General features: G+C 73.8%; 13 protein-coding genes. 6 read left to right on the top strand and 7 right to left on the bottom strand.

Annotation, left to right across the window (positions count from 1 at the left end):
* The first annotated feature begins 5 nt into the window (after positions 1–5).
* The 3 genes from ACRB68_RS39330 to ACRB68_RS39320 are packed head-to-tail and all read left to right on the top strand — an operon-like array spanning position 6 to position 2,132.
* Positions 6–755, top strand: coding sequence for a polysaccharide deacetylase family protein (locus ACRB68_RS39330; RefSeq protein ID WP_194293622.1), 750 nt, complete (start codon positions 6–8; stop codon positions 753–755).
* Positions 756–786: 31 nt separating this feature from the next.
* On the top strand, positions 787–1,242 hold the full coding sequence (locus ACRB68_RS39325; RefSeq protein WP_153541991.1) for a hypothetical protein: 456 nt from the start codon (positions 787–789) through the stop codon (positions 1,240–1,242).
* Entirely contained in the window at positions 1,239–2,132 is an 894-nt protein-coding gene (locus ACRB68_RS39320) for an HTTM domain-containing protein (RefSeq protein ID WP_153541989.1), read from the top strand. Before ACRB68_RS39325 ends, ACRB68_RS39320 begins: the two co-directional genes overlap by 4 nt.
* On the opposite strand, the gene ACRB68_RS39315 is transcribed toward ACRB68_RS39320, so the two are convergent.
* Together ACRB68_RS39315 and ACRB68_RS39310 are read right to left on the bottom strand one after the other, a co-directional pair.
* Entirely contained in the window at positions 2,129–2,545 is a 417-nt protein-coding gene (locus ACRB68_RS39315) for a thiol-disulfide oxidoreductase DCC family protein (RefSeq protein ID WP_235960964.1), read from the bottom strand. The two genes, ACRB68_RS39320 and ACRB68_RS39315, sit on opposite strands and share 4 nt — an antisense overlap.
* Before the next feature lies 1 nt (position 2,546).
* Positions 2,547–3,176 carry an HIT family protein gene (locus tag ACRB68_RS39310; RefSeq protein ID WP_407924339.1) on the bottom strand — a complete coding sequence of 210 codons (630 nt, stop codon included), beginning with the start codon at positions 3,174–3,176 and terminating at the stop codon, positions 2,547–2,549.
* A gap of 204 nt (positions 3,177–3,380) precedes the next feature.
* On the opposite strand from ACRB68_RS39310, the gene ACRB68_RS39305 reads away from it, so the two are divergent.
* On the top strand, positions 3,381–3,896 hold the full coding sequence (locus ACRB68_RS39305) for an Asp23/Gls24 family envelope stress response protein (protein WP_153541987.1): 516 nt from the start codon (positions 3,381–3,383) through the stop codon (positions 3,894–3,896).
* 18 nt (positions 3,897–3,914) lie between these two features.
* On the opposite strand, the gene ACRB68_RS39300 is transcribed toward ACRB68_RS39305, so the two are convergent.
* From ACRB68_RS39300 to ACRB68_RS39290, 3 genes are all read right to left on the bottom strand, one after another.
* Positions 3,915–4,532 (bottom strand): hypothetical protein, encoded by a 618-nt coding sequence (locus tag ACRB68_RS39300; RefSeq protein ID WP_153541985.1) that lies wholly within the window; start codon positions 4,530–4,532, stop codon positions 3,915–3,917.
* Positions 4,533–4,650: 118 nt separating this feature from the next.
* Positions 4,651–6,627: a threonine--tRNA ligase gene (gene thrS / locus ACRB68_RS39295; protein WP_328595331.1), complete on the bottom strand. Its 1,977-nt coding sequence runs from the start codon at positions 6,625–6,627 to the stop codon at positions 4,651–4,653.
* Between the two features lie 191 nt (positions 6,628–6,818).
* Positions 6,819–8,309 carry a sugar porter family MFS transporter gene (locus ACRB68_RS39290; protein ID WP_153541983.1) on the bottom strand — a complete coding sequence of 497 codons (1,491 nt, stop codon included), beginning with the start codon at positions 8,307–8,309 and terminating at the stop codon, positions 6,819–6,821.
* A 252-nt stretch (positions 8,310–8,561) separates the two neighbouring features.
* Between ACRB68_RS39290 and ACRB68_RS39285 the strand changes: the two genes are divergently transcribed.
* Both ACRB68_RS39285 and ACRB68_RS39280 read left to right on the top strand, forming a co-directional pair.
* A complete protein-coding gene (locus ACRB68_RS39285; protein WP_153541981.1) occupies positions 8,562–9,851 on the top strand; it encodes a sensor histidine kinase in 1,290 nt (429 codons plus the stop codon).
* A 9-nt stretch (positions 9,852–9,860) separates the two neighbouring features.
* Positions 9,861–10,544 carry a response regulator transcription factor gene (locus ACRB68_RS39280; RefSeq protein ID WP_328595330.1) on the top strand — a complete coding sequence of 228 codons (684 nt, stop codon included), beginning with the start codon at positions 9,861–9,863 and terminating at the stop codon, positions 10,542–10,544.
* 159 nt (positions 10,545–10,703) lie between these two features.
* Here the strand turns inward: ACRB68_RS39280 and ACRB68_RS39275 are convergent, their stop codons facing one another.
* Together ACRB68_RS39275 and ACRB68_RS39270 are read right to left on the bottom strand one after the other, a co-directional pair.
* The gene (locus ACRB68_RS39275) at positions 10,704–11,660 is read right to left on the bottom strand and encodes a quinone oxidoreductase family protein (RefSeq protein ID WP_153541979.1); all 957 of its coding nucleotides are present in this window, start codon (positions 11,658–11,660) and stop codon (positions 10,704–10,706) included.
* 12 nt (positions 11,661–11,672) lie between these two features.
* Positions 11,673–12,407 carry an SDR family oxidoreductase gene (locus ACRB68_RS39270; protein ID WP_153541977.1) on the bottom strand — a complete coding sequence of 245 codons (735 nt, stop codon included), beginning with the start codon at positions 12,405–12,407 and terminating at the stop codon, positions 11,673–11,675.
* Positions 12,408–12,428 lie beyond the last annotated feature (21 nt).

The following is a 12,428-nucleotide window of genomic DNA, read 5'->3' as shown; positions in this document are numbered from 1 at the left end:
GCGGGGTGGCGCTCGGGGGCGGCGCCGGGGCCTTCGCGCAGCGCGCGTTCGGTGAGGACGGCACGCCGGCGTCGGCCGCGTCGGTCGACTCCTGGATGGCGCCCGAGCGGCAGGTCGACATCATCTGGTCGGTGAACACGGCCGAGCGGCTGGTCGCGCTCACCTTCGACGACGGGCCGCTGCCGCGCTGGACCCCGCTGGCGCTGGACGCGCTGGAGGAGGCGCGGGTCCGGGCGACCTTCTTCGTGGTGGGCTCCCGGCTGGAGCGCCACGCCGCCGGGCTCGGCGCCCGGCTGGCCCGGCACGAGCTCGGCAACCACACCTGGGGCCACGACGACCTGTCCCGGCTCGGCCGCACCGCCGGGTACCGCACGGTGCACCGCACCCACGTGGCGATCACCAGGCTCACCGGCAAGGAGCCGCGGCTGCTGCGGCCGCCGTGGGGGCGCCTCGGCGGCACCACGGTGCACGTGGCCGCCCAGCACGGCTACGACATCGCGCTCTGGTCGCTGCTGGTGCAGGACAGCAGGCTGGCCCGCGACCCGCGGGCCCTGGTCGAGGGCGTGGTCGACAACGCCCGGCCGGGCACGGTGCTGCTCGCCCACGACGTCGGCCGGCCGAGCCGGCTGGAGGCGATCCGGCGGCTGCCCGAGATGATCGCCGGGCTGCGCCGCCGCGGCTTCGAGTTCGTCACCGTCTCCGAGCTGCGGCAGGCGGGCGTGCGCTCCCCCGGCCGCACTCCGCGGCCCTCGTGATCGGGCCGCCGGACGGCGTTAGGCTAGGCCCGTGAATCCGGGGGTCGCGCAACTCAGCACGCTCGGCCGGCTGTGGCGTTCCCTCGCCGCGGCGGCCGTCATCGGGGCCCTGTTCTACACCAGCTCCTACGGCACCGACGACGACTTCCCGATCGGCCCGATGAGCCAGTTCGCCTTCTCGGTGAAGAGCGACGGCGGGGAGATCAACTCGCACTGGCTGGAGGCCGACACCGTGGCCGGGACGCACGTCAAGCTGTCCATGGACGCCGTCGGCGCCGGCATGAAACGCGCCGAGGTGGAGGGGCAGATGGGGCGGTTCGTCCGCGACCCGTCGCTGCTGCAGGGCATCGCCGACGCCCAGCGCCGGCTGCGCCCGGACGCGCCCCGCCTGACCAGGATCTATGTGGTGTCGCAGGTGAAGACCTTGGAGCACGGCCGCGTCGTCGCGGTCCGCACGAGCAACCGCGTCTCCTGGGACGTGCGGTGACCGGCCCCGCCGCCGCCTGGCGGCACTGGTGGTACGCCCCGGTCCCCCGCGCCCGGATCGCCTGGCTGCGCGTCCTGGCCTACGGGTTCCTGCCGTTCGACATGCTGCTGCTGACCAACAGCACGCTCGCGCACGCCGAACTGCCCGCCGACCTCTACCAGCCGGTGCGCCTCGCCCGCTGGCTGCACATCCCCGCCCCCGCCCCGGGCGCGATGTACGCGCTGCTGGCCGTGGTCGTCGTCGCCGGGCTGGTCGCCGCGACCGGGCGCCTCACCCGCGTCGCGGGGTTCACCGCCGCGTTCGGCTACCTGTGGTGGGTGCTGGTCAGCATGTCCTACGGCAAGGTCGACCACGACCACCTGGCGCTGGTGGTGGCGCTGCTGGTGCTGCCGACCGCCGGGCGGGCCGGGCTGCGCGACCGGGCCGGGACCGAGGCCGGCGCCTGGGCGGCGCGCTGCGTCCAGGTCGCGGTCGTCGCCGCCTACTTCCTGTCGGCGTGGGCCAAGGTGCGCTTCGGCGGCTTCCCCGCCTGGCCGAACGGGTCCACCACGCAGTGGGCGCTCAGCCGCCGCGGCTCGCCGCTCGGCCGCCTGCTCATCGACTACCCGGTGCCGCTGAAGATCAGCCAGTGGTTCACGATGGCCGCCGAGACCGCCTCGCCGGCGCTGCTGTTCCTGCGCGGCCGCCCGCTCCACCTGGCCGTGCTCGGCTTCGCCGGCTTCCACGCGGTCACCTACGCGCTGATGAGCATCCACTTCCTGCCGCACGCGATCTGGCTGGCCGCGTTCCTGCCGCTGGAGCGCCTGTCGGAGCGGCTTCCCGGCGGGAGGCCGCAGGGCGCCGAGCCCGCGGCGGCCGTCCCCGCGGGGACGCCGCTCGCGTCGTCCTAGCCGCCCGTGCCGGGCCGCTGCGCGGCGGGCAGCGCGCACGCGGCGGTGCCGCCGGGCATCCGCTGGCGGTTGTTCGCGACCAGCCGGTAGACGGCGTGCGCGACCCAGCTCACCGGCGCGACCCGCATGAGCACGCCGGGCACGCGCCAGAGGCCGCCGGCGTCGGTGAGCAGCCGCCCGATCGCCTCCGCGCCGCCCGACACCCGCCCGTCGCGGGCGACCCACAGCACCTCGTACCCGGCCCGCTCGGCGGTGACGCCGAGCGCGTCCAGATCGGCGAACTGGTACGCCACCACCTCGGCCGAGGTGGGCACCCGGCGCTCCAGGAACCGCACCGAGGTGGTGCAGAAGCCGCAGTCGCCGTCGTAGACCAGCACCGGGCGTTCCCGCGGGGGCATGTCGGTCCGGGCCATGTCAGTCCTCTCCCGGCCAGGCGTCGGCGATGATCTGGCGGGTGTCGCGCAGCAGCTGCGGCAGCACCCGGGTGTGCCCGACCACCGGCATGAAGTTGGTGTCGCCGCCCCACCGCGGCACGATGTGCTGGTGCAGGTGCGCGGCGATGCCGGCGCCCGCGACCTGGCCGAGGTTCAGGCCGACGTTGAAGCCCTGCGCGCCGCTCGCCTTGCGCAGCGCGGTGAGCGCCCGCCGGGTCAGCTCGGCCAGCTCGGTGTACTCCCCGGCGTCCAGCTCGGTGTAGTCGGCGACGTGCCGGTAGGGGACGACCATGAGGTGGCCGGAGTTGTAGGGGTAGAGGTTCAGCACCGCGTAGACCGCGCGGCCCCGGGCCACGATCAGCCCGTCCTCGTCGGACATCTTGGGGATCTCGCAGAACGGGCAGCCGTCCTCGGCGCCGGCCCCGGTCGGCTTGTTCTCGCCCTTGATGTAGGCCATCCGGTGCGGCGTCCAGAGCCGCTGGAAGTTGTCGGCGACGCCCGCGCCCCCGCGTTCCTCCTCGAACAGGGGCTCCGGCACGGGCTGCGGGCCCGGTCCGGGCGCGTCCGAGCGCGCCTCCTGCACCACGTGCTCCTCCGGCTCTACGCTCAAGGCGGCGCTCTCCTTTGTTCACGGCCTGTCCAGCAGCATAGAGAGAGATGGGCGATGCCCTGTATCCGGGCTCCCCGGCGACGCCCCGGAACACCCGGCGTGAACAAGTCCGGACGGTATGTTCCCCGGGTATCGACGGGCGTCGTGCGCACCCGGCACCATGGACCGGCACAGGGACGACCGACACGCTCTGGGAGCCGCGCGATGACCGACCTCGGCAAGGGCCATCCGGACGGCGGCGGGCAGGACCCGTACTCCGAGGGCAGGTCCATGCCCTTCTTCCCCGGCCCGCCCGGCGGCCCGCCGCTCGCCGCGCCGACGGCCGCGCCGCCCGTTCCGCCCGCGCCGGGCCTCGCCTTCGGGGGGACCGCCTCCGCCACGGACCCGCCGGGCCTGATCAACATCGAGGACGAGGTCGTCGAGAAGATCGCCGTGCTGGCCGCGCTGGAGGTCGCCGGGGTCGCCGGGCTCGGCGGGCGGCGCGCGGACGGCGCCGGGCCCGCGGGCGCCGCGCGGCCGGACCGGCCCGGGGTGCGCGTCCTGCTGCGCGACGACGAGGTGACGCTGGACCTGCTGGTGGCCGTGGAGTACGGCAGCGTGATCATGGAGGTGGCGCGCAACGTGCGGGCCAACGTCACCCGCGTCGCCGGGCTGATGCTCGGCCGGCGGGTGGCCGCCGTCAACGTGACGGTCGAGGACGTGCGGCTGCCGGGCGCCTGAGCGCCGGCCCGCCCCGGATCAGGAGGCGGGACGGGCGTAGCAGGTCTCCATCGCGGCGCCGATCGACACCGTGGTGATCTTCACCCGCTGCACCAGCGCCGGGGAGATCCCCTGGAAGCGGAAGGTGTGCGGCCGGCCCGCCTTCACCGTGGCCTGCCTGACCTCCGGCTCGCGCCCGCCGAGCGTCATCTCGGCCCGGACCAGGCCGCTCGCGGTGACGCTGATCAGCAGGTCGACGCCGCCCTGCACCGCCCGGTAGACCGCGGTCCCCTCCGGGCACCAGGTGAGGGCGGTCCCGCCCGGCGCGGGGTACTGCGGCCCGATGTTGGGATTGCCGCCCTGCTGGTTCTGCTGCGGGGTGCGGCCGCCGGGATACGGCCGGCCGCCGTTGTTCTGCTGCGGCACCGGGTTGCCCGGGGTCGTGGGCACGCCGCCGCCCTGCCCGGGCACCGTCCCGGGCCCGGTCCCCTGGGCCGGGCCCGCCCCGGCCGCCGGCCCGCCGCCCACCGGGTCCTTGTCGAACAGCGGCATCAGCAGCACCGCCACGGCGATGACCACGAGCAGCCCGGCGCCGCCGTAACCGGCGACCCGGCCCCAGATCGGCCGCGCACCACGGGCACCTCTCGTGGACTTCATCCGCATTCTCCCCGGGTCGTGACAAGTGACCGCTGAGGCTACCAACTCCGCGCCGCCCCGGCGCCCAGGCCGGCGGCGGCCGGCCCCCGCGCGGGCGGGGGCCGGCCGCACGGCCCGGTCAGATCTGGACGCGCGCCTCGACGGTCTTGACGATCTCCTCGACCGCCTCCTCGATCGAGACGCCGTTCTTCTGCTCGCCGCTGCGGTAGCGGAACGACACCGCGTCCTTGGCGACGTCCTCGTCACCGGCCAGCAGCATGAACGGGACCTTCTGCTTCTGCGCGTTGCGGATCTTCTTCTGCATCCGGTCGGCGGAGGTGTCCACCTCGACCCGGATGCCGCGCGCGCGCAGCAGCCCGGCGATCCGCTCCAGGTGCGGGACGTGCGCGTCGCCGATCGGGATGCCGGTCACCTGGACGGGCGCCAGCCACGGCGGCATCGCGCCCGCGTAGTGCTCCAGCAGTACGCCGAAGAACCGCTCGATCGACCCGAACAGCGCCCGGTGGATCATGACGGGACGCTGCCGGGTGCCGTCGGCGGCCTGGTACTCCAGGCCGAACCGCTCGGGCTGGTTGAAGTCGACCTGGATGGTGGACAGCTGCCAGGTCCGGCCGATCGCGTCGCGGGCCTGCACCGAGATCTTGGGGCCGTAGAACGCCGCGCCGCCGGGGTCGGGCACCAGGTCCAGGCCGGTCTCCACCGCCGCCTCGCGCAGCGCCTCGGTGGCGGTCTCCCAGTTCTCGGCCGAGCCGATGAACTTCTCCGAGTCGTCCCTGGTGGACAGCTCCAGGTAGAACTCGTTCAGGCCGTAGTCGCGCAGCAGGCCGAGCACGAACCGCAGCAGGCTCTTGATCTCGCCGCCCATCTGCTCGCGGGTGCAGTAGATGTGCGCGTCGTCCTGGGTCATGCCGCGGACGCGGGTGAGGCCGTGCACCACGCCGGACTTCTCGAACCGGTAGACGCTGCCGAACTCGAACAGCCGCAGCGGCAGCTCCCGGTAGGACCGCCCGCGCGCGTCGAAGATCAGGTTGTGCATCGGGCAGTTCATCGGCTTGAGGTAGTAGTCGGCCCCGTCCACCTCCATCGCCGGGAACATGTCGTCCTTGTACCAGCCGAGGTGGCCGGAGGTCTCGAACAGGTGCCCCTTGGTGATGTGGGGGGTGTTGACGAACTCGTACCCCTCCTCCTCGTGCCGGCGGCGCGAGTAGTCCTCCATCACCCGGCGGACCACGCCGCCCTTCGGGTGGAAGACCGCCAGGCCGCTGCCGATCTGGTTCGGGAAGGAGAACAGGTCGAGCTCGGCGCCGAGCTTGCGGTGGTCGCGCTTCTCGGCCTCCTCCAGCATCTTCAGGTGCTCGTCCTGGCGCTCGCGCGACTCCCAGGCGGTGCCGTAGATGCGCTGCAGCTGCGGGTTCTTCTCGCTGCCGCGCCAGTACGCGCCGCCGGTGCGCATGAGCTTGAACGCCGGGATGACGCGGGTGGTCGGCAGGTGCGGGCCGCGGCACAGGTCCTTCCACTGCAGCTCGCCCGACTTGGCGTCCAGGTTGTCGTAGATGGTGAGCTCGCCGGCGCCCACCTCCACGTCGGCGCCGTCGTCGGAGGACGCCGCGCCCTTCAGCCCGATGAGCTCCAGCTTGTAAGGCTCGCCGGCCAGCTCGGCGCGGGCCTCGTCGTCGGAGACCACCCGGCGCGCGAACCGCTGCCCCTGCTTGACGATCTCGCGCATCCGCTTCTCGATGCGCTTCAGGTCGTCGGGGGTGAACGGCTCGGCGACGTCGAAGTCGTAGTAGAAGCCGTTCTCCACCGGCGGGCCGATGCCGAGCTTGGCCTCGGGGAACAGCTCCTGGACGGCCTGCGCCATCACGTGCGCGGCGGAGTGGCGCATGATCGCCCGGCCGTCGACCGAGCCGATCTCCACCGGCTCGATCCGCTCGCCGTCCGCCACCGGGTACTCCAGGTCGCGCAGCTCGCCGTCCACGCGGGCGGCGATGACGGTGCGGCCGTCGGCGTCCAGGGCCTGCCCGGCGGTCGTGCCGGCGGGCACCACTCGATCGCTCCCGTCGAGATTGATGCGCAGCTCTGACACGGTGGACACGGGTTTCTCCCTCGGGTGTGCGGACAGTGGGTGTGGGTTCAGCGGGCTCAGATTAGCGACTCGCAAAGCAGCAAGGCCCCGGGAACGGATTCCCGGGGCCTTGCCGTCTGCACGTTCAGGACATGCGACCGCGGCGCCGGGGCGTACCCGGCGTCGTCGTCTCCTGCGCGGCCGCCATCATGCCTCCCATGTTAGCGCACGGGCTCCTCGCCCGTACGGGACCGGCCGTGGCCCGGCGCGTGCAGGGAGTCCATGTCCTCCAGCTCGCGGCCCTTGGTCTCGGGCACCGCCTTGAAGACGAAGACGAAGGCCAGGGCGGCGAACACCGCGTAGGTGCCGTAGGCCAGGCCGAGGCTGACCGAGGCCATGCCGGGGAAGGAGGTGGTGATGATCCAGTTGGCGATCCACTGGGCGGCGGCGGCGACCGCGAGGGCCGAGGTGCGGATCCAGTTGTTGAACATCTCGCCGAGCAGCACCCACACCACCGGGCCCCAGGTGGCGCCGAAGGCGAGCACGTAGAGGTTGGCGGCGATCAGCGCGGTGGGCCCGGCCACGTCGCCGAGCGCGGGCTTGCCGTCCACCAGCGGGGCGGTGGCGAAGCAGACCGTCATCACCGCGAGCGTGACCGTCATGCCGGCGGCGCCGGCGAGCAGCAGCGGCCGGCGGCCGACCTTGTCCACCAGCGCGATCGCGATGAGCGTGGTGACGATGTTGGTGATCGAGGTGATCACCGAGGTGAGCATGGCGTCGCCCTCGCTGAAGCCGACCGACTGCCACAGCGTGGAGGAGTAGTAGAAGATCACGTTGATGCCGACGAACTGCTGGAACACCGACAGCAGGATGCCGGTCCACACGATCGGCTTCAGCCCGAACCGGTCGCCCTTGAGGTCGGACAGCCGGACCCGCCGGTCGCTCTTGACCGACTTGACGATCTCGCCGACCTTGGCGTCCACCTCCGGCGGCGGCATCAGCCGGCCGAGCACCTGGCGGGCGCGCCCGAGCTCGTGCTTTTTGACCAGGTAGCGCGGCGACTCGGGGATGGTGGTGGCGATCGCCCCGTACAGCAGCGCGGGCACGGCGGCGCTGGCGAACATCCACCGCCACGCCGAGCCGCCCCAGGGGAAGTCCCCGGCCGCGCCGCCGTCCGACACCTCGGCGATGATGTAGTCGGCGACGAGGGCGGCGAAGATGCCGAGCACGATCGCCAGCTGCTGCAGCGAGCCGAGCCGGCCGCGCATCGAGGCGGGCGCGACCTCGGCGATGTAGGCGGGCGCGATGACCGAGGCGGCGCCGATGGCCAGGCCGCCGACCACCCGCCAGAAGGTGAGGTCGACGGCGTTGAAGGCGAGCGCCGAGCCGACCGCGCTGACGAAGAACAGCAGCGCCGCGATCTGCATGACGCGGATCCGGCCGAGCCGGTCGGCGAGCGGCCCGGCGAACCAGGCGCCGACCGCGCAGCCGAGCAGCGCCGCGGAGACCACCAGGCCCACCACCACCGAGTTCAGGTGGAACTGGGACTTCAGGGCGTCCACGGTGCCGTTGATCACCGAGGTGTCGTAGCCGAAGAGGAAGCCGCCGAGCGCGGCCGCGCACGCCAGCAGCGCCGCGGTGGCCGTCGCGTGGGACGGGCCGTCCTCTTTCGATGCCGGGGACGGCTGCGCACCGCTACTGTGAGTGGCCATATCGTGAATCTTCCCCATCGCCCTGGCCTTATGCAGGAAGATCCATTGCCGCAGGCCAGCCACATGCCGCAGTACCGGCGGCATGCGCGGCGGCCGGGCGGGGCGGCGCGCGCCGGGGAACGGGGACCTCCGCCGCTCACGCAGCGTGAAGCCGGCGCCGGTGATCCGGCGGGCGGTACCGGGGGCGGTGGTCGCGATCTCCCTCTCAGGAGGCACGCGGGACCGGGGGCGCGCGGCCTAGGCTCGCCTCAAATGAACGACTCCGATCCCGCCCGGCACCGGCCGGGCACCGCCCTGGCGCACGGCGTCCGTCAGGCCCTCCTGCCCGGCCCCGACGACCCGCCCGGCGCGCGTCTGCCCTGGCCGCTGTGGGCGCGCGTGCTGTTCCTGACCCTGCTCACCGGGGCGACGGTGGGCCTCACCGGCGGCACGATCGCCATCCCGCTCACCGTCTTCCGCCCGCCGCCGCCCACCACCGTCGCCTGGCTGCTCGCCGCCGCGCAGGTGGTGCCGCTGCTGGCCTCGGCGCGCTGGCCGCTCGCCGCCTGGCGGGTGAGCGCCCTGGGGTTCCTGGTCGGCGGCCTGGTCCTCAGCGGCCGCTACTTCTTCCCCTGGCCGGTGCCCGGCTGGATCGCGTTCCTGGTCCTGCTGTTCCTGGTGGCGCTCGCGGGCGCGCGGGAGGCGACGGCGGGCGTCGGCGCGGTCACCATCTTCGGCGTCATCGCGCCGGTCGTGCTGGTCGGCGCGATGCCCGGCTGGTTCGGGGTGATCCTGTCGGGGATGGTGGTGCTGGCGCTGATCCTCGGCGACGCGATCGGCGGCCGCAGCTCGGCGGAGGCCGAGCTGCGGGTGCGCACCGAGCAGCACCGCCAGGACCTGGCCCGCCAGGCGGTGCTGGAGGAGCGCGCCCGCATCGCCCGCGAGCTGCACGACGTGGTCGCGCACCACATGTCGGTGATCGCGATGCAGGCCGAGGCGGCGCCCTACAAGATCACCGACATGCCGCCCGCGGCCCGGCAGACCTTCGAGGTGGTCCGCGACGCCGCGCGCGAGGCGCTCACCGAGACCCGCCGGGTGGTCGGGCTGCTGCGCTCGGACGACGAGGGCGCCGAGCGCGCCCCGCAGCCCGGCCTGGAGCGGCTGGACGACCTGGTCGCCACGGCCCGCCGCTACGGGCTGACGATCGAGGTGGCGGTCGTCGGGATGCCCCGGTCGCTCGGGGCGGGCGTGGACCTGTCGGCCTACCGCATCGTGCAGGAGTCGTTCAGCAACGCCGCCCGGTACGCGCCGGGCTCGGCCGTGCGGGCCGAGATCCACTACGGCCCGCAGGCGCTGCGGGTGGAGGTGACCGACGACGGGCCGCGCGGCGAGGCCGCCGACTCTCCCGGCGGCGGCGAGAACGGCGCCGACAAACACGGCGGCGGGCACGGCCTGGTCGGCATGCGCGAGCGGGTGACGATGCTCGGCGGCCGGCTGGCCGCCGGGCCGCGCGGACCGGGCTGGTCGGTCGTCGCCGAACTTCCGTACGGCGATCCGGATTAGGGTGCAGGCGTGACGATTCGGGTGCTGATCGCTGACGATCAGGTGATGATCCGCGACGGGCTGGCCGCGCTGCTGTCCTCCGACCCGCAGATCGAGGTGATCGGGCAGGCCGGCAACGGGCGCGAGGCGGTCGACCTCGCCCGGCGGCTCGATCCGGACGTGGTGGTGATGGACATCCGGATGCCGGAGATGGACGGGCTCGCCGCCACCGCCGAGCTCTGCCGGGACCATCCGGCGGGCGCCGATCCGGCGGAGCTACGGCCGAAGGTGCTGGTGCTGACCACCTTCGACCTGGACGAGTACGTCTACGAGGCGCTCGGCGCGGGCGCCAGCGGGTTCCTGCTGAAGGACGCCTCGGCCGCCGACCTGATCGCCGGGGTGCGGATCGTGGCGGCCGGCGACGCGCTGCTCGCGCCGTCGATCACCCGCCGGCTGATCGGCGACTTCGCCCGCCGCCGGCGGCACGAGCGCCCGAGCCCCGGCGCGACCGCCGGGCTGACCCCGCGCGAGCTGGACGTGCTGCGGCTCATCGCGCGGGGCCTGTCCAACGCCGAGATCGCCGCGGAGCTGGTGCTCGCCGAGCAGACGATCAAGACCCATGTCGGGCACGTGCTGACCAAGCTCGGCCTGCGCGACCGGACCCAGGCGGTCGTGTACGCCTACGAGAACGGCCTGGTCGGCCAGCAGGGCTAGGGCGTGTTCTATGGATCTATGTCCTGTTGCGCGACGCCCAGGCACGCACCTCGCCGCGTTGTCGTCGGTCACCGGCCGAACCAGGCCGGCTCCCTCCTCCGCCTTGCGATGCACGCACCTGGACGCCGCTCACGACGAACAAGATCCATAAAACACGCCCTAGCGGGAGGGGTCGATCACCAGCTTGCCGCTGGTGCGGCGGGCGCGCAGGTCCTCGTGCGCCCGCCGGGCCTCGCCGAGGCCGTACTCGCCGCCCGCCACCACGCGCAGCCGTCCCTCGGCGACCAGGGCGAACAGCTCGTCCAGGGCGGTGCGCATCACGTCGCCGGGCAGCTGGAACACGTGCGCGAGCCACATCCCGGCGATGGTGGTGGAGTGCGCCATCAGGTTGGCCGGCTGCACCGGCTGCGGCGCGGTGCGCGAGGCCATGCCGTAGAAGGCCAGGCGGCCGAACGGGGCGAGCGCGCGCAGGCTCTGGTCGGTGACGGTGCCGCCGGTCATCTCCAGGACGACGTCGACGCGGCGGCCCTCGTTGGCCTCGATGAGCGCGGCCTTCATGTCGGGCTCGGCGGCGTCGATCGCCACGTCGGCGCCGAGCTCCAGGGCCAGGTCCCGCTTGTCCTTGGAGGAGGCGGTGGCGATGACGCGGCCCGCGCCCCAGGCCTTGGCGAGCTGGACGGCGAGGGTGCCCACTCCCCCGGCGGCGGCGTGCACCACGACCGACTCGCCCGGCGCCAGGTGCACGCTGCGGCGGAGCAGCAGCCACGCCGACGCGCCCTGCACGATCATGCCGAGGGCGGTCACGTCGTCGATGGCGTCCGGCACGTCCCAGGCGAGCGCGGCGGGCGCGACGGCCTTCTCGGCGTAGCCGCCGGTGCCGACCAGCGCCACCACGCGGCGGCCGTCGGGGGTGCGGCCGACGACCTCGCCGCCGGGCACGAGCGGCAGCTCGGCCTTGGACAGGTAGCTGTTCTCGGCCTGGTGGGTGTCGGCGTAGTTCACCCCGGCGCGCGAGACCTCGACCAGCAGGTGGCCGGGACCGGCGACGGGGTCGGGCAGCTCGGCGAGGTTCAGCACCTCGGGGCCGCCGAACTCGGTGATCTGGATGGCGCGCATGTGCGTTGACTCCTAACGGGGGCCGGGGACACCACGGAACTTGAACGGACCGGGCTCGCGCCCCGGCACCACGAACCACGCCTCACCGCTGTCCTGCCCGGCCAGGATCGCCATGAACGCGTCCACCACGGCGGACACCTCCAGGATCGGGAAGCCGGTCTCGTCCAGGTGCTCCTTCAGCGGGACGAGGATGTCGGTGTCGGCGAACGAGGGGCACAGGGCGTTCACCCGGACGCCCTCCCCCGCGTGCGCGGGGCCGAGGGCGCGGACCAGGCCGACCACGGCGGCCTTGTTGGCGCCGTAGATCGGGTCGAAGGGGGTCGCGGTGAGGCCGGCCATGCTGGCCGTCGCGACGATGTCGCCGCCGCCGCGGGCGCGCAGCGCGGGCAGCGCGGCGCGGACGCCGTAGACGACGCCGTCGAGGTTGATCGCCATCGCGCGGCGGTACAGCTCGGGGTCGAAGTCGGCGTCCAGCGTGCAGCCGGAGGCGACGCCGGCGTTGAGGAAGGCCAGGTCGAGCCCGCCGTGGGCGTCCACGGCGGCGGCGACGGCGGCCAGCGAGTCGGCGGGGTCGCGCACGTCGCAGCGGACGAACACCGCGTCCAGCTCCGCCGCCAGCGCGGTGCCGCGCTCGGCGTCGACGTCGGCCAGCACCAGCCGCCAGCCCTCGCCCGCCAGCCGGCGGGCGGCCGCCGCGCCGATGCCGTTGGCCCCGCCGGTGATCATTGCCACCTTGCTCGCGGTCATCCGGACTCCCTCTCCCAAGTA

It is taken from the genome of Actinomadura macrotermitis (assembly GCF_009604375.1).
Classification (GTDB): Bacteria; Actinomycetota; Actinomycetes; order Streptosporangiales; family Streptosporangiaceae; genus Spirillospora; species Spirillospora macrotermitis.
Note: the sequence above shows the minus strand (reverse complement) of the source record. Positions and strands in the feature narration are given on the sequence as shown.

Bases quoted from the DNA above. Each gene is read 5' to 3' on its own strand.
- ACRB68_RS39315 (WP_235960964.1), bottom strand. From the start codon at position 2,545: ATGGCCCGGACCGACATGCCCCCGCGGGAACGCCCGGTGCTGGTCTAC.
- ACRB68_RS39285 (WP_153541981.1), top strand. From the start codon at position 8,562: ATGAACGACTCCGATCCCGCCCGGCACCGGCCGGGCACCGCCCTGGCG.
- ACRB68_RS39305 (WP_153541987.1), top strand. From the start codon at position 3,381: ATGACCGACCTCGGCAAGGGCCATCCGGACGGCGGCGGGCAGGACCCG.
- ACRB68_RS39290 (WP_153541983.1), bottom strand. From the start codon at position 8,309: ATGGCCACTCACAGTAGCGGTGCGCAGCCGTCCCCGGCATCGAAAGAG.
- ACRB68_RS39275 (WP_153541979.1), bottom strand. From the start codon at position 11,660: ATGCGCGCCATCCAGATCACCGAGTTCGGCGGCCCCGAGGTGCTGAAC.
- ACRB68_RS39270 (WP_153541977.1), bottom strand. From the start codon at position 12,407: ATGACCGCGAGCAAGGTGGCAATGATCACCGGCGGGGCCAACGGCATC.
- ACRB68_RS39300 (WP_153541985.1), bottom strand. From the start codon at position 4,532: ATGAAGTCCACGAGAGGTGCCCGTGGTGCGCGGCCGATCTGGGGCCGG.